Origin of the sequence: Bradyrhizobium sp. 33ap4 (assembly GCF_032654765.1) — a bacterium.
GTDB lineage: Bacteria > Pseudomonadota > Alphaproteobacteria > Rhizobiales > Xanthobacteraceae > Bradyrhizobium > Bradyrhizobium australafricanum.
On record NZ_JAUMTJ010000108.1, the window covers coordinates 1 to 15908 of the forward strand.

Annotated in this window: 12 protein-coding genes and 3 pseudogenes; 7 read left to right on the forward strand and 8 right to left on the reverse strand. The window is 57.5% G+C overall.

The features are described 5' to 3' along the window. Positions 1-1829: 1829 nt before the first annotated feature. The 5 genes from Q2M23_RS41910 to Q2M23_RS41930 all read right to left on the reverse strand — a co-directional run bounded on the left by Q2M23_RS41910 (position 1830) and on the right by Q2M23_RS41930 (position 6062). The gene (locus Q2M23_RS41910) at positions 1830-2024 is read right to left on the reverse strand and encodes a hypothetical protein (protein WP_092089273.1); all 195 of its coding nucleotides are present in this window, start codon (positions 2022-2024) and stop codon (positions 1830-1832) included. A 164-nt stretch (positions 2025-2188) separates the two neighbouring features. Continuing rightward, entirely contained in the window at positions 2189-2410 is a 222-nt protein-coding gene (locus tag Q2M23_RS41915; protein WP_316399247.1) for a hypothetical protein, read from the reverse strand. 676 nt (positions 2411-3086) lie between these two features. Continuing rightward, on the reverse strand, positions 3087-3377 hold the full coding sequence (locus Q2M23_RS41920; RefSeq protein WP_316399248.1) for a hypothetical protein: 291 nt from the start codon (positions 3375-3377) through the stop codon (positions 3087-3089). 413 nt (positions 3378-3790) lie between these two features. After that, positions 3791-4462 carry an HAD family hydrolase gene (locus Q2M23_RS41925; RefSeq protein WP_316399249.1) on the reverse strand — a complete coding sequence of 224 codons (672 nt, stop codon included), beginning with the start codon at positions 4460-4462 and terminating at the stop codon, positions 3791-3793. Between the two features lie 10 nt (positions 4463-4472). Continuing rightward, on the reverse strand, positions 4473-6062 hold the full coding sequence (locus tag Q2M23_RS41930; RefSeq protein ID WP_316399250.1) for a hypothetical protein: 1590 nt from the start codon (positions 6060-6062) through the stop codon (positions 4473-4475). A gap of 221 nt (positions 6063-6283) precedes the next feature. Between Q2M23_RS41930 and Q2M23_RS44330 the strand changes: the two genes are divergently transcribed. Both Q2M23_RS44330 and Q2M23_RS41940 read left to right on the forward strand, forming a co-directional pair. Next, on the forward strand, positions 6284-6586 hold the full coding sequence (locus Q2M23_RS44330; protein WP_410469838.1) for a GSU2403 family nucleotidyltransferase fold protein: 303 nt from the start codon (positions 6284-6286) through the stop codon (positions 6584-6586). Between the two features lie 35 nt (positions 6587-6621). Then, a complete protein-coding gene (locus Q2M23_RS41940; protein WP_316399251.1) occupies positions 6622-6963 on the forward strand; it encodes a GSU2403 family nucleotidyltransferase fold protein in 342 nt (113 codons plus the stop codon). A 362-nt stretch (positions 6964-7325) separates the two neighbouring features. Here Q2M23_RS41940 and Q2M23_RS41945 read toward each other — a convergent pair whose 3' ends face one another. Continuing rightward, a complete protein-coding gene (locus Q2M23_RS41945; RefSeq protein ID WP_316399252.1) occupies positions 7326-7484 on the reverse strand; it encodes a DUF3363 domain-containing protein in 159 nt (52 codons plus the stop codon). A 1683-nt stretch (positions 7485-9167) separates the two neighbouring features. On the opposite strand from Q2M23_RS41945, the gene Q2M23_RS41950 reads away from it, so the two are divergent. The 3 genes and pseudogenes from Q2M23_RS41950 to Q2M23_RS41960 all read left to right on the forward strand — a co-directional run bounded on the left by Q2M23_RS41950 (position 9168) and on the right by Q2M23_RS41960 (position 11323). Next, positions 9168-9602, forward strand: coding sequence for a DUF4172 domain-containing protein (locus tag Q2M23_RS41950; protein WP_316399253.1), 435 nt, complete (start codon positions 9168-9170; stop codon positions 9600-9602). A 12-nt stretch (positions 9603-9614) separates the two neighbouring features. Next, positions 9615-10289: a Fic family protein gene (locus Q2M23_RS41955; protein ID WP_316399254.1), complete on the forward strand. Its 675-nt coding sequence runs from the start codon at positions 9615-9617 to the stop codon at positions 10287-10289. A gap of 456 nt (positions 10290-10745) precedes the next feature. Then, a pseudogene (locus Q2M23_RS41960) lies at positions 10746-11323 on the forward strand (cation transporter). 327 nt (positions 11324-11650) lie between these two features. Here the strand turns inward: Q2M23_RS41960 and Q2M23_RS41965 are convergent. Next, a complete protein-coding gene (locus Q2M23_RS41965) occupies positions 11651-12268 on the reverse strand; it encodes a cell envelope biogenesis protein TolA (protein WP_316399255.1) in 618 nt (205 codons plus the stop codon). A gap of 155 nt (positions 12269-12423) precedes the next feature. Here Q2M23_RS41965 and ligD point away from each other — a divergent pair, with 155 nt between their 5' ends. Continuing rightward, positions 12424-13371, forward strand: a complete 948-nt coding sequence (ligD, locus tag Q2M23_RS41970) for a non-homologous end-joining DNA ligase (protein ID WP_316399256.1) — start codon at positions 12424-12426, stop codon at positions 13369-13371. Positions 13372-13446: 75 nt separating this feature from the next. Here the strand turns inward: ligD and Q2M23_RS41975 are convergent. Next, positions 13447-13794 (reverse strand): annotated as a pseudogene (locus tag Q2M23_RS41975) (metallophosphoesterase family protein); the annotation flags it as partial. Between the two features lie 212 nt (positions 13795-14006). On the opposite strand from Q2M23_RS41975, the pseudogene Q2M23_RS41980 reads away from it, so the two are divergent. Then, positions 14007-15908 (forward strand): annotated as a pseudogene (locus Q2M23_RS41980) (hypothetical protein); the annotation flags it as partial.

The window sequence follows — 15908 nt, forward strand, 5'->3', positions numbered from 1 at the left end:
ACAAAGCTCGCACCAAACTGGGGCGCGCCTATCCAGGCATACCCAAAGAGTCAAAATCACTGTGACGAGCTACTAGGTCGACAGTGCATCGCCTAATCTCCATGTCACGCAACCCAACCCACGCCAATCCGGTGCGTCGAGCTCCCGAACGGTTCGTAAGATTTCACGGTCGCATGATCGGAGTCCCTCCCCTGGCTGGACTAACGGCCCCTGCAATCGTGGACGTGCCCGATCTCGGCGAGGTGATTGTCCCGCTCGATATGTATACGACAGTGTACCCGCTCCTGATTTCGGATGATGAGAACGACCGCGAGCGCGCTATCACACAACTCAGAGAGCGCGCTGAGCGCGACCCGGCCAGTCTCGTCCAACGCTCAGCGGCAGTCTCCATACCCCCAATGAATGACCCCTGCCCAAACTGCCAAGACGACAAGGTTGAGGTGCTTCATACCTGCCGACCGATCGGCGAGTGCGACATGTCCGAAAGGTTGGTGAATAGCTCCAAGAATCCAACCTACCTCGTCCCCGAGCGTGGCTCAGATCGACGCGGATTGATCTTCTGAAATCTAAAGTACCCTAGACACGCTGGTTTCATTTGGACCACCACCATATACGTAGCAGTGAATGGCCTTGGCGCTTACATCGCATATGATTGGGCGCCAAGGGTTAGTTGCTGGAGAGCATGCATCGTGACAATGTGATTTACGTATTTGGAAGCGATTGGAAGCCGCCTTTCGCTTATCTGAAAAGCAAATCCCCCAGACGTCTCTTCAAAAGGCGTGCTTCTTTCATCGGCGGGATGGAAGGAAAAGGTGAGCGCTATGGTGATGTAAATTCTGCGGCGTCCTGCCTCAGGACCGTGTCGCAGTCCCAGCAGGCCTAGCGGCAATGGACGCCTCAATCTTCACCCGTCGGCAAGCCGATCATTGCGCTGGCTCTGGAGACGCGTTTGGCTGCACATCGCATTTCGCGATGGACAAAATGAATTTTGATCAGCACTTTTGAAGGAGGAAATAATGCTTCGATCCTTCGTTTTTATTTTCGTCTTTATCTCCGCCGCGGACGCCCAGACAAACCAAGGTTTATCTCCTCGGCCAGCGACTCGGAGAAACGGCCGAGCGCCTGCGGATCAGAAGCTCGTGGCATCCCACCAGGTGTGGAGCGCGACAATCTTATTCGCTTAGCGCGACAGGCTGAAACTGCAGCACACATAAACGAAAGGCTGACTTCGCCTGGCCTAAAGCCCCTACCTGCCGGCACGTCGCGACTAAATGGTGCCGATGATTAATACCGGCAGAGACGTCTGACGCTATGTAGGATTCCTCAACCAACGACCCCGGGCGCCGGAGGTTCATGGCGCCGAGGGCCGCTACTCCCGGCGGGCTTGGGGGCTTGAGACCGGGAGCTTTGAATGGATACCCGCTGCTCCATTTCGTTCCAAGCGTATACTGTCTGAAGGCTGAATCTTTTCTCGCAACGACGAGATGGATCAATATCCGGAAGCTTTGTTAGTACCTCTCGGCTGGAAGGTCGCGCCTGTAGGAGCTTCAAACGGGCGGCGTTGCTTTTGTCTTCGACCGCCTCCGTTTGTCGCCCGTTCAGTTGGAATAAATCTCCGATCCGACGTTCGAGATACCGTTCGAGACGAAAGGTCCGTGGCGCAACGGCTGGCTCCCCCTCGTTTTCGTGCCATCCGCCCGGAACGGCCCATCGCGAAGACGCGCGTGGCGGGCCGGTTCTTGTAAGGGCGTGCCAGCTAGCGGCATCTTGAACAGCGCCTCACCGTGAAGTTCAACATCTTCGCCTAGCGTGGCCGACCGGGACGAAACTCAGCGCCCCGGAGGCGCGTTGAGCGCGCTGTGACCCGCTGCTTTTAATTCATCTATTGAGAGTCGCCCGTTGGCCGCGGCTTCGAGGATCTTGGAAGCAACATGCGTCCTGGCGCCGATTTCAAAGACGGAAATATTCTCGCAAACTTCCTCTAGCACTGCCCTTAGCAGCGCGGTCGTTTCGGCGTCGAACATGCGTTTCCCTCCAATTGGAGATGATGCTGAACGCCGCCGAGCGGAGTATATTCGCTCGGCGGCACCCGCCACGCATTCCAGTCTGGATCCTGAAATTCCAGCTCGGCGAGATTGGCACTTTTCCGCCAAGGCTTTGTGACACGCGCGTGATCCGGGCTCCCCAGTCAATCCTCGACATCGGCAATTCGCCTGAGAATGATCACGATGGTGATGACCAAACCAAATATGCCAGCAACAATCCTGGCCAGACCTGAACCGAACGCGCCGCCAACATCCCGGTCGAACAGCGCGAACACGGCGGCTTCAACCGCTAAACCGATCCCCAATGGAAGAGCAACGACGATCGCAAGGGATTTGAGAGGTCTGGTCGTCAGTCTAAGGACCATCCTTGCGCTTCCAAGGCCGTTTTCAATGCCCATAAAAAAGCTACGCCGTCGGGCTCGAAATATGGTGTCCCGGCGGCGCCCTATCACTGGGCCCCTGAAATCCCCCAGCGCGTTACGATCTAGCAGTCATCGCACCCTGCATTTGTGAAATGGTTCACAATCGCGCCCCGTAAAACCACGGGGCGCTGCCGCAGAAATCTGCCTCACCGACATCGAATTGGCGGGGTTTACTCTGCTGGGCGACTTGGCAACGCCAATGAATATTGCGGCCACTGGATGAGCAAAAGAAATGCTAAAAACAGAGCGCGAGCTGGCAATCGGTCCGGTCCAGCGCTTTTGCATCAAGGCAAACTGAAATTGTCGAATTCGCCAGCCCCCGAATGGCAAAAGTCGGCCAGTTGACGAGCATTATTCCAGCTAGCCGAATCCGCGCATATCTGCCCAAATTTTGTCGACTGCCACGCGCATCGCAATTTTTAAAGACGGTTGGACCGCCTCCTAAGCTTGCTGGCATCAGGGGCGGGCTACTGTTGCGGCGCGCGTGGTGCGCCATCTGGTGCTCCCTGGGGCCAGCAAGGGCATATGCAAAAAAAAGCGCCCCACCCTTTCGGCTGGGGCGCTACGGCGGCCGGACTTGGGGTCAAGGCCAGGCTGGGCCGCCGAATCAGTTCGGCTATCATAGCGTAGCCAGGGGCGGCTGCGAGATGCTGCTTTGATGCTGATGAGCGACGCTGAATAAGATTTTCGCGGCGGACGACACCGGTCCGGGGCGCCATAGCCCATCCAAGCGCATCGGCGCGATCAAAAACTCCATCATGGGCTGCCCCATCCGGGCCCATGATAATTCGTCCTCCAAGAAGTTCGAGGACTCATTGCTGACGATGTCCGTCAGCAAGAAGAACGGGACAATTGCGGCATACTGGCCAACCATTTTCGTCGCGGCGTCCCAGAACCATGTGGGGTTCAACCAAGCGTCATTTGTTCCGGTTCAACGAGCAGCTGTTGGCTGTTGCCAAGCACAGAGATCGCGTCGGTGGCGCCGAGTAGAACATTTGGCCAGTTGGCCGACCGCGAAGCACGCAAGTCGCTCGCGGATCAGGCGTTCTCAGCAGCGTCCACGGCGGCCATTGAACACATCGATCTGCGTAAATTAATCTGCCGGAGGCAAGGGCAAGAGGACAGGCTTTTACGAGCCACGACAACTCGGCGATGGAATTATGTTCGGACGGTCCGTCGCAGAATGATCCTTGTAACCTTCATTCTGGTGACGCAAGAGGCTGATACCAATACCCTCCCATGGGCCCCAGTTCGACAAGGCCTACTCCTTCCCACCGCCGGCTTAAGTGCGACATCTCGACTTCGCACGTACCATCTATCAATTTAGAAAAAGCCATGCGCTTGAACGATTGGTAACAGCTCGCGGTAGTTGTGGATGATGTGGTCCGGCTTCGCTGCTCGCAAGCGCGCTTCGGAAACAAATCCGCCGGTGATGGATATGCTTATCAGTCCGAGGCTTCGCGCAATGTTGGTTTCCACTGGCATATCCCCGATGATGAAAGTTGACTCAGGCTTTAGATCATTCTCCTCCATGTACCGCCGAAGCCGCTCCCCTTTGCTCATCGTTTTATACTGGGTGTGGCGGCTTTCAAAAGCCAGGACGTCATTGAAGTAGCGATCGATTCCGAGCCTTCGCAATTGAGCAACAAGGGGCGCGACTATATGGTTGCTCACGATGATGGACGAAGCCGCTTCTTGGCGAGCCAATTCCAGCATTGTGCGCGCACCCACGCGTAACTCCGCTTTGTCGGCTAGCGGCTCGTAGGTGTCATGGAAGATTGCGCCGCCATCGCGATCTACGGCTGCGACTTCCGCTTCTGACATCCCGACATTTCGGAAAAGAATGGACAGTGGGACATCGCAATGATCCCGAAAGGTATCCAGATCGATCATCGGGCGTCCGAAGCGCTCCAAGATAGTGTTGGTCGTTTGCAGTAGCGCCTGGGCATCGTCAAGCAACGTGCCATTCCAATCAAAAACAAGAGCTGGCTTCATGATTCGGGCCTCAGGCAGCGCTATAGTGGTCGGCCATAAGATTATGCAGGTCTCTGTTTGCGCGCCTTTGCCCCGCAGGAGTTGGCATTTCGAATGTAAAGGGCGACAAATCTATTCCCTCGCTCTCCCGCGGCAGCAACGATGTGAGACGCGGGAAGGGCAAGTAGGTCACAGTTGCCGCGTTGATCGAAACCGCGATTCTTGCTTCGATGGTTTTGAGGACGTGCGGCTCGATATCTTTAAATAGTAGACTTTGCTTCCGCTGTTGAGCGGACAGCCTCTTCCATGTCCGCCAGAAGGCCAGTTCATCGATGGTCTCAATATTCACGCCGTAGTAATTCGGAGCCACGATAGGCGGTGAGCCGATTGCCCAATGGACAGCTTCGACGCCCGCAGCAAGAAGTATATTCGTTACAGTCCGACTGGTGTCGCCACGAATGAGGGCTTCATCGGCAATGAGTATCGTGCGTTTTTCTACGTCAGCCGAAGCCAGACGGTATTTGTGAGCGATACGACGCTTGCGCTCACTACTTGGGCCGATGAGAGTTCGCTCAGTGATTTGAGTCTCGATGACTTCACGCCGTTCGGCGCTAATCCCACGTGCTACGAGAGATGCGAATAAGCCGTCAGCGTAGGGCCCTCCAGTATCAGGCATGGACGAGATGATGATTGGAGCGGCGCCCGGCTCTGCAGGAAGCTGACGCGCAACAAGGTCCCCCAGCGAGACGCCAATGCTGTAACGAGTTTCGAGGTGAGATCGCCCCTGGATCGATGTATCTGGACTTCCGAGGTAAAGCGCTTCATAGGCGCAAAGCTTGGCGGCACGTCGAGAATCGCCGACAGAACGATCGAGGCAATCTCCGTTTTTTCCGTCAACATATTTGATGTAGCCCGGCACGATTTGGTCAGACTTGCCCCGAAGTCCGGCAAAGGCGCAATTTTCCGAAGCAAAGAGCAAGAACCCATCGTCCGTCTGCATGAACTCCAAAGGACGCAGACCATACCTATTGCGGAACGCAACCAGATTTCCTTCGGTGTCCAGCAAAAGCGCACTAATAGCACCATCAATGCGCTCATCAACCTCACGAAATACGTGCTCATAGTTGACGCGCAGGCCTTGGCGCCAATAATCCCTTTCACAAATGTGTTCAACTAGCTTGAGCAAGAGTTCGGCATCTGTCCGACCCTCAAAGGTGTGACCTTGGGCAATCACTTCTGCTCTCATCTCTCGAGCATTTACTAACGCTCCGTCCAACGAAATTGTCAGTTGGCGGGAGGCGGCCCTGCGATTGGAAGTTGGTCGATCGTCACTCTCACCCTGCGTGCAAACACGATCGCGAACATGAGCGATTGCAACATGGGGAATGAACTCCAGATCCTGCTCGTCCTTGTCGATCGCACGAAGTTCGTGTGATGGCCGAGACGCGGTTTTATATCGAACGCCTTTGTTGTGCATGAAGGCGGCGATCCCGACGCCTGCCTGTCCACGAAGCGAGAGCTTCGGAAGCATGTGCTTCAGCCGATCATAAACCGTCTGATGGGAGCTGCTCCAAGGCAATAGAAAAGCGGCAGCGATACCTGACATGCTGGCAACCTTCATGTAGCGCCCGTGTCCCGAGCCCGTCACAAGGCGGATGTACTCCGCCGATCCGAAGAGATGGACCCGCTCTTACGCAAGCTTCGTACCATCGCCCAGCGCTCAGCAATTTGACCCGCCGATCAAACCCGCACGTGTCGAGATTTGCGCTCCCGCATGCCCCTGTGGTCGGACAAATGAGCTGGCGTTTTCGCGACAATCCGTCTGAAGCGCGACGAACTGGTATGGGAAATAACAAAGCCACCATTTCATCATTGCTGGCAGCGCGCGGCTCTGATCTTTCAGCTTTCCCCGCCTCAACGTGGGATCGGCGATGTCATCGCGGCGCTTGCCAAGACCGACGTTTTTGCCTTCGCGGGATGCTCATTGGGGCGATCGCCCACCAAACCTATGCCGCCATGCTTGGTGTTCGCCGCTCCGCCGGCTCGCGACAGACCGGCGACGTCGACTTTGCCCAGTTCAAGATGTCTCGATGGCTGTCGACGACTCAACGGCGCCCTTCTGGACGTGCTGAAGGAGGTCGATAAATCCCTCGTGCCGTTCCTCACGGATCTGATGGCCGGTGCATGACCAGCTACGCCTCCAAAGGCGGCTTGCACGTCGAGGGGTAAAGGAGACCGGCCGCCTCCAAAAGCTGCCCGCCCTCACGGCGGTCGGCCGCTGCGTCCTCGATTTCTTGATCCGCGCCCCCGAGCTATCCTGCATGCCGGCAGCATCTCCGTGCATGTCCCGCCCCGCGCGCTATGCCGCGCACAACCTCATCACCTCGCAGACGCCTGGAGGGTTCGCGGAGCCGGACAAGGACCTGCTGCAGTCCGAAACCTTGCTTGCGGCCCTGGCCGGAAAGCGCCCCCAGGAACTGAAATCGGCCCGGAAGGAAGCTCATGCTCGCGGACCCAAATGACGTCGGTTGATGCTCGAAGGGCTTTGCTTGCTCGCGGCCTCCGTGCCGGACGCGGTGCTCAAGACCACGGCGCGCCTCGCTCGCTATGACTTCAGCCGCGACGTCGTGAGGTTCCAGCGAAAGAACTCCGGCGGCTTAGTCAACTGCGCAGTACCGCGAGGCGCTGGAGGACCATTTCCAATGGTCTCGAATAAAGACGGGCGGGTGGAGCGTTCCTCAAGAACAGGCCCGGGATCGAGGACATTGGTCGCACCAATACCTCACGGCGCCGGTCGAGGAGCCCAGCGTCGTTCTGGCCAAGACTGGCGACGTCGAGGGTTTTCGGTGCGAGGAGCGCCCCAACGAAAGCAAGGTCTTCGTCGTCATCCCGCGCTTGATGCCGATCGACCAGACATGCCCTCCCCGCCGACCTGGCTGGTGACCAATTGCCCCGCGCGCTCCAGCACCGGCCGCCAGGGCACCAGCGCGAACTCGTGGGATCTCTCAATCAGGACGAACCCGCCACTGTTCAGCGTCAGCATACGCCGGCACAGCTATCTGCACGTTGTCATCAGGTCGCGCTTTTCATCAGGCGGTGAACATCCTGCTGCTCTATCTCAGCGCGTCGTTGAGGGTGCGAGGACAATTTAAGCCAAAACTGTCCGAAAGCCCGGCAATTGCTGGTGCTCTGCCTATAGGCCCGCTGTCCTAGGCGCCCCATCGGATGTTCTACCTCTATCCGATCTTTGACCTAGATCAAGGAATCCGATCTCGGAGAACGAACCGGGGACAGCGGAACGTGATTAAATATCCTAGTTGAATGCATGACTTTGGAAGCACGAATAACTTTGGAAAGCACGAATAATAAGGGTCGTCTTCTGACACCGGGGAAGCACGATGCCCCATCGTAAGTACCGCGCACTGGAGCGCGAATGCCATCTACAGGCCGCCATCACGGGGCACAAAGAGACTAGAGACGAACTCCAAAAAATGGAGCGCGAGTACAAGGTTCTCGCTGATTGGTTAGAAGCGCGACAGCGAGCCGACCGGCAACCGCCCACCGAAGAATAAGGCAGGCTCAGTTGCGGCCTCTGTCGTCTCCGGGTGCCAGTGTTACGACAAGGTTTCCTAGCGTTGAGCGCCACGCGATCGGCCACAAGGGCGACAAGTACACGTTCATCGGCATGGCTGCCTGCAAGGCGATCATCAGCTACCGCACGGCAAGCATGACAATTGAGAATACGGACGTTTCGTTCAGGAGCCTCGCGAGCGCGTGATCGGCGCGCCCGAGATCAGTACGGATGGCTTCCATCCGTACAAGGTAGCGATCCGCGACGCATTCGCCGGGCCTGACAATTGCCCGCCATACGACATGGGGCCAGCCCAAAGAAGCGGCCCCAGCGACGGACCGGGACCAAGGTTAACTCTGTCATCGCGTCAAGCGCCGGGATCATGCAGCGCTCGTGGGACCCACTCCGCGAGTGGTCCGCATCTGCATGGTACCGGGCGTAGGTTTCGTGGCAACCCAGAAACAGGCAGGGAACCATTAACTCTCCAGTCCGGGCCGCTCGCGCCAAAAAGAAACGGCCCCAGCACCCTTGGAGGTGATGCTGAGGCCGTTCCTCATTCCGCGCTTGCCGAGCCGCCGGTGAAATAATTAGGCGCCCCTCTGGGCCTTAGTAAATTGACCTTAATGAAACCGCCTACCCAGTCTTGAGATCATCGAATCAAAGCCGGAGCACGTCAATTAACTTGCGTGAATCAAACGTAAATGAATTGCCTATTTTTTCCGGATGCTTAACGGGTGTCCTAACCCCCCTCCGCGAGGCGTCCTAACCAGGACAGCACCAAAATAACTGACGTTTTCCCGTCGCAGAAATTCCTTCGAGCCGGGGGATATGGATTTAGCGGCAAGAAGGGGGATGACGCGGCCCCGCCAAAATGGCGCGCACTCCCGTAGCTGCCAAAGCGCTTTGTGCGTATCCCGTTGGGAAGACGGATTTCTTGGCCTCGACGAGCAGCCTGAGGTTTTGATCGATTTCGGCGTCTATTGGCGCTCGCTTGTTGGACAAAGTCTGTTGAAAGCCGGAGGGATAGGGCAGCCGCGCAGCGGCCACCCGGTCGCCGGTTTCCGCTCGCCATTACATATTCTCCGCATCTCGTGCGTAGAATACCATTGCTTCTGCGGCGAATAGACCCCATATTCTCCGCAAAAGATGCGGCGAATGACCTTTATCCACGAACTACAGGATCGGCCCCATTTCACTTGGGATGCGGCGAAGCTCGCCCAAAGGCTCGCGGCTGTTCGCAATCGGCAGGGGCGCCTTACCGGTCGCATGGAAGAACTGGGCTTCAAACTCAAAACCGAAGCCAACCTCGAAGCGCTTACCGAGGAAGTGACGAAGTCGAGCGAGATCGAGGGCGAAGTTCTCAGCCGCGACCAGGTTCGTTCGTCACTCGCACGCCGCTTGGGTGTCGATATCGGCGCTCTTACGCCAGCTGAACGCAATGTCGAAGGCATCGTCGAAATGATGGTCGACGCAACGGGCAACTACAATGCCCCCCTCACCGCCGAACGACTATCTGGCTGGCACGCTGCTCTGTTTCCTACAGGTCGCAGCGGCATGACCAAAATCACGGTGGGAGCCTGGCGCACCTAAGAATCCGGACCTATGCAGGTCGTGTCGGGCGCGATCGGACGCGAGCGCGTACATTACGAAGCACCCAAAGCGACACTGCTACCCGATGAGATGAAATCCTTCATCGGCTGGTTCAACGGCACGCAGGACATCGATCCGGTGCTGAAGGCAGCTATCGCCCATCTGTGGTTTGTGACCATCCATCCTTTTGAGGATGGCAACGGCCGCATCGCGCGCGCGATTGCCGATATGGCGCTAGCGCGTTCCGAAAACAGCCCACTACGATTCTACAGCATGTCGGCTCAAATTGGGCAGGAGCGCAATGCCTACTACGATATCTTGGAAGCGACGCAGAAGGGCGACCTTGAGATCACTGAGTGGCTCACTTGGTTTCTCGATTGTCTTGATCGCTCTTTTGACCGTGCCGATACAATCCTGGCACCCGTGCTCAAGAAAGCGCGCTTCTGGAAGAAGCACGCGGGTCAGAAATTGAACGAGCGCCAGAAAGCAATGATCGAACGTCTGTTCGAGGGCTTTGAAGGCAAGCTTAACTCATCGAAGTGGGCCAAACTTACCAAGGTCTCGCAAGACACCGCTCTGCGCGACATCGAAGATCTGGTTGCGAAGGGGATACTCGCGAAGGACGCGGCCGGCGGTCGTAGCACGAGCTATTCGTTGGTTGAGGCCCGCGGCATTGGGCTGACGTGAGCTTCAATATGAGCAGCTCGGCTGGAAGGCCTTCCAAGACCTCGCCTGCTCTCTCACCGCCGAATGTCGAAGCGGCCTGTCCAGACGTTTTTGGGATCGAACGACCGCGGCCGTTTGGCGTTTTCCTGGGAAGCGCTTGAACGGCAATACCGCACAACCGCGAAATCGACCATCCAGTGTAAGTTCATTGGCGTGCCCTGGGGCGAACCTCACCGTTGCACAGCGCTTCAAGAAGAACTGCCGAAGCCCGCCGGTCACTAAGCAGGGCCCGGCCTCGCTTCGTTGGCCCGCCCGGCAACTCAAGCAAAATTCACGGCACTTCGCTAACTTCCGCTCAATCTGTTGCCTTGTCGTCGTGCGGTCCATGTTTGTTAGCTGCAAAGGGCTCGGTTCGTTTTATCAGGGCTTCCTATTTTTTCTAGGGACGGTACACCGGGGCATCTGGACGATGAAAGCATGATGGGAACGGCACTAAGTAAGACCGTGCGGTTGGTCGCGATTTTGAACCTCGCCTATTTCGGAATCGAATTTGCCGTAGCCGTCTGGATCGGATCGGTTTCTCTATTCGCCGATAGCATCGACTTTCTAGAAGATGCATCGGTGAATTTCTTGATCCTGGTCGGTCTCGGCTGGACGATTCGCAATCGGGCGCGGCTCGGAATGGCGCTGGCCGGAGTTCTTCTGATACCAGCGTTGGCGACACTTTGGACGGCTTGGGTGAAATTCAGCACTCCTATCCCACCAGAGCCCACTCCGCTGGCGCTAACAGCGGTTGGCGCCATGCTGGTCAACCTGTTTTGCGCCCTCATGCTCGCGCGTTATCGCCATCAGGGCGGAAGTCTCACCCGCGCTGCATTCCTGTCGGCTCGCAACGACGTTATGGCCAATATCGCCATTGTCGCAGCCGGGCTCGTGACCGCATTTGCGTCTCAGCATGGCCAGACATCATCGTTGGCCTTGCAATCGCGGCGATCAATGCTGACGCCGCGCGCGAGGTTTTTGCCGCTGCGAGGCACGAGCACGCCCAAAGCTGAATTTCAAACTGAGGCATTACCCACGGTCCTGACCAAGCGGCCTCAACATTTACCGATGGTTGCACCGCAACCGCAAGCCAGCCCGCTTTGTCGACCCCGTCTATCCGGCCAGACTATAAGCGCGGGTCAGCCGGCACTTGCCGAGCTGGACTAAGCGGGATCAAGAATGAAATGACTTCATTCTTTTGACCGGCGTCAGCTTCTCCTACAATTGGGGCGCGCCGCTCGCATCCGAGGCGCCGAAAGCGGAATCAGAGTATGAGCGCACCGCCATAAGCTGTTGCGAGTTCATGGCGCTGATCGCTCGTGCCGCCGACCAAAGAACCGCTAACTAGCCCGCGCGCGCCGCATCGCAGCTTCCAATCGCGCCTTCTCTTTATCCCAGCGATTTTCTTCGGCCTGCGATCTCTTCTCAATAGCCACGACCTCCGCCTGGATGGCCGCGGCTCGTTTCGCGTGTTCCTGTTCGGCTTTGTCCAACGCAGCCTGCGCCTTGTCGACCGCCTGCTGACGGCGTTTTCTCTCCTTCTGTCGGGCGGCCTCCTCTCTCGCTCGTTCCACCTCGCGACGCCTCTGTTCTCGGTCGTAGTCGAGAGCGGCCTTTCGCTCCGCAGCCTTGTCGACAGGGCGAGAGGGACGCTTCTTCGCCTTAGAGCCTTTCGGCTTGCGGGCAGTTTTCGTTGGCGTGCCACCGCCGAGATCGGTGGGCAGCTCGGCATGCTCCTTGAAAGATCCGTCGGATCCGACCGGACGCCTGAGCACGACGCCAGGCTTTGCGATGGTCGCGGCGATGACGTCCGGATCATCGCTTTCCTTCGCCGCGCCCTGATGAAAGAGATTGCTGTCTGCGCCCCACGCTTCCAGCGCCGCTTTCATGGAAGGAGCGGCGATCGCCAGATCGAAGAAGCCCAGCGAGGTCAGGTAGGTTTTCAGTTTCCTGGCCATCGGTCTGATCAGATACCTTCCCGTTCGATAGTTAGCGTCGCGCACTCTGGGATTTGCCGCGGCGTCTGACGGAACATGCCATGGCTTTAAGCGTTCCCTCATTCTTGAAGGACGTCCATGCATTACGCAACACGCTCTGAAAAATTGGCCCTTGAATGAGCCGGACGTCGACCCTGCCCAAGCGCTTACAGCCGATGCTGGCGACGCTCACCGACGCGCCGTTCGACGATCCCGGCTGGATTTTCGAGGATAAGTACGATGGCTTCCGGATGATAGCAGAAATCCGGCGGGGCAAGGTTTCGCTCTACAGCCGCAATGGCAAGATCATCAGCCGGAGCTATGTCGAGGTCGCCAAAGCGCTGGAGGGCGTGAAGGGCGATGCCGTGATCGACGGCGAGCTCGTCGCGATCGGAAAGGACGGCGTCTCGCATTTCCAGCTGCTGCAAAACGCGCTGCGTCATGAAGCGAAGCTCCTGTATTGCGCCTTCGATCTCATGTTTCAGAACGCAATTGACTTGCGCAAACGGCCTCTTCTCGAGCGCAAGGAGCGGCTGAAAGCGATCCTGCCGAGCCACCGGTTGATCGGCTTCAGCCGTCACCGCAAAGCGAACGGCACGAAATTCTTCGCCGAGGCCGAGCGGAAAGGTCTGGAAGGCGTCATGGCGAAGCGCGCCGACAGCGCCTATGCGTCCGGAAGCCGGACGGCGGATTGGCTGAAGATCAAGACAGCAAAGCGGCAGGAAGTGGTGATCGCGGGATTCACAGCGCCTAAGCGCACCAGGCCGTTCTTCGGCGCCCTGGTCCTCGCCGTGCGGGAAGACGACACATGGCGCTATATCGGTCATGTCGGCACTGGCTTCAGCCACAAGGTCCTGGAAGACCTCCATGCCAAGCTCGTGAAGCTGACGACCCCTAAATCACCCTTCCCTGCCAAAGTGAAGGACGAGGCCGCCACGACCTGGGTCAAACCCTCGTTGGTTGCCGAGGTCAAATTTGCGGAGTGGACGAGCAAGGGCGAACTGCGCCAGCCCGTCTACCTTGGGCTCAGGTCCGACAAGCGGGCGAAGGAGGTCGTGCGCGAGCGAGAACGTCCGCGCAAATAGCGCTCCCCCGGGGGGCGTAACCCGGCAAACGGAAGGATTGACGCACTCGCCTCCTCCGGCCCTCCGCGGTGGTACTCAGTCGCCTTCAAGGTCGTGGATTTCCGGTCGCATGCCGTCAGGCGTGAATTCGAGCGTCGCAAACGTGATCGGCAGCTTGAAACGCCGAGGTCCCGCGCTGCCGGGATTCAGGTAGAGAACGCCACCGACCGTGTCGACCTTCGGCACGTGGGAATGCCCGGAGACGATGACGTCGATGCCGCCACCGGGATCGGCCTTCAGCGTCTTCAAGTCGTGCAGAACGTAGATCGACTTTCCCGCCAGGCGCACAAGGTTCGTGTCGGGGTAGTCGCGAGCCCACTCGCCACCATCCACGTTTCCACGAATGGCCGTGACGGGCGCGATCCGGCGAAGCGCGTCGACGATCAAGCGATGTCGTTTCAGAGGTTGGCCGGTGCGACCGGTACGTGACCAGCGGCCCCGTCAGGTTCTCGAAAGTTTGCCCGACTACAGTGACTTGTTCGGATGATCCTGAAGGTGAGGTTAGCGTGGACCCGCAACACTTTAATGCATTTAATGTACCAGCTTCGTCGCACGTGCAGCACGCGGTCTCCGAAGCGCCGCAGAGGGACGAGGCCGTGCAATTTGAGCAGCACTTGGCCGAGGCAAGCCAAGCCGCTCCCGTCGCCATCAGGGACCCCGCCTATCCCAATCTGTCTACAGAAGACCAACACCTTATCGAGCGCGTGATCACTCAATATAAGGATCAGAAAAAGCCAACACCTGGAACGGTTAGACACTATACGCAGGTACTTCATAGACTGGTGAATGATCTTCGCACGCGCGGCCAAACGACCGATCTAGCGGACCATGAGTCCCTGCTCGAATACGCAAATACTTACTTTCCGAACGACTCAAATATTAAGGCGGGGCTGAGGGTTCTTGGTGCGTATCATGGCATTGACTCCAACTACCCCCATCTATCTCCGGAGGACCTGAGCCTTATCGATAGAATAATTACTCAATATGCGCCTGACAAAAACGTACTACCTGCAACGGCTACACAGTACTCTACGGCACTTCGTCGACTGGCGAATGACGTCCGCGCTCGCGGCCAAACAATCGATCTAGCGGACCACAAGTTCCTGCTCGATCACACAAATACTTACTTCCCGAAAGACGAATATATGAAGAGAGGGCTAAGCGTCCTTCTTGCATATTATGGCCGTGACCCCGCCTATCCCAATCTGTCTACAGAGGACCGAAACCTTATCGATCGCGTCATTACTCAATTTGCGGCTCGGAAAAACCCAAAACCTGAAACGGTTGAACGTTATACTCGAGCGCTTCGTCAACTCGCGAATGATTTCCGCGGTCGCGGCCAAACGACCGATTTAGCGGACCACAAGTCCCTGCTCGAATACGCAAATGCTTATTTTCCGAAAAACGGGCAGATGAGGTCAGTGGTAGGAGTCCTTCGTAAGTATTATGCCCCCGATGATAACGCCGCTCCTTCGAGAGCAGCGAAGAGACTGAGGACGCTGAACGATCTGGAAGAGATTGTGGTATACCGACAATCAAGTGCAAACGTCGCTTCAGAAGGAAGTAGCGCAGCGCCGCAGGTTGACTCAAGAGGCGTCATAATCCGGGGGCAGTCGGACAGGCGGCCTGTTTATTCCGAGGATGCTGCCGCCGTCTCGGAGCTTGAGCAGGCGCTCATCAAGGGCGGCATGACCTCCAGATGGGCAGGGCAGCTTGGAAGCAGCCTCGTTGGCTTTAGCCGCTGGCTGTTCGAAAACAACAGATCGAGCATTGTTGCTCGGCTGGACCGCAAGGCGCTGAGCGACGATGATGCCATACTTAAGCACAAAGGAGGGAATAATACCATTCTCCTCAAAGCCCTGAAATATTTCCACGCCTTTCGGACCACGGGAGTGGTCGTGCCCAAGCAACCCGGTCGCGCAAGCGCTAAGCTTAATGCTTCCGACCAGAACGTGGCGCTCAATCCCGAAAGCGCTGTGCAGATGGTACCGCGGCGCATCGACGACGCCGCTGCGCAGCACAGCGCGCGGCACGAAGCGAGTACTCGGCTAGAGGAGCTTGGGGAGGGACAGGACGGTCAACACGCCCCCTGGTCTCTCATTCAGGAGCAAACCGCATTGGATTCAGAGCAGCTCCCTCAGGGAGAGCTTCGGCGAGTGCTGGATCATCTGGATGATGAAGCCATGCCGCCGCCAGCCTCCCTGGCTTCAGAGGAGCTCCAGCGGCTGGAAAAACAGTTGCATAACGAACTTCACGGGCCTGGAGACAATGATCCTGCTCTTTCGTTTTCCATCGATCCGGAAGAGTTTACTTTGGACCGCGAGCTGTTCTCTCCAGAGGAGCTTCTGCGACCGCTTGATGACGAACCTGCAGAGGAGCTTCAGCGTCTGGAGAAACAGTTGCATGACGAGCTTCACGCGCTAGGAAGTCGGAGGCCAAGCGGTCTTAGGAAGACAACTATAACACTCAACTCCTTGGCTCACAGAACGACATGGCTA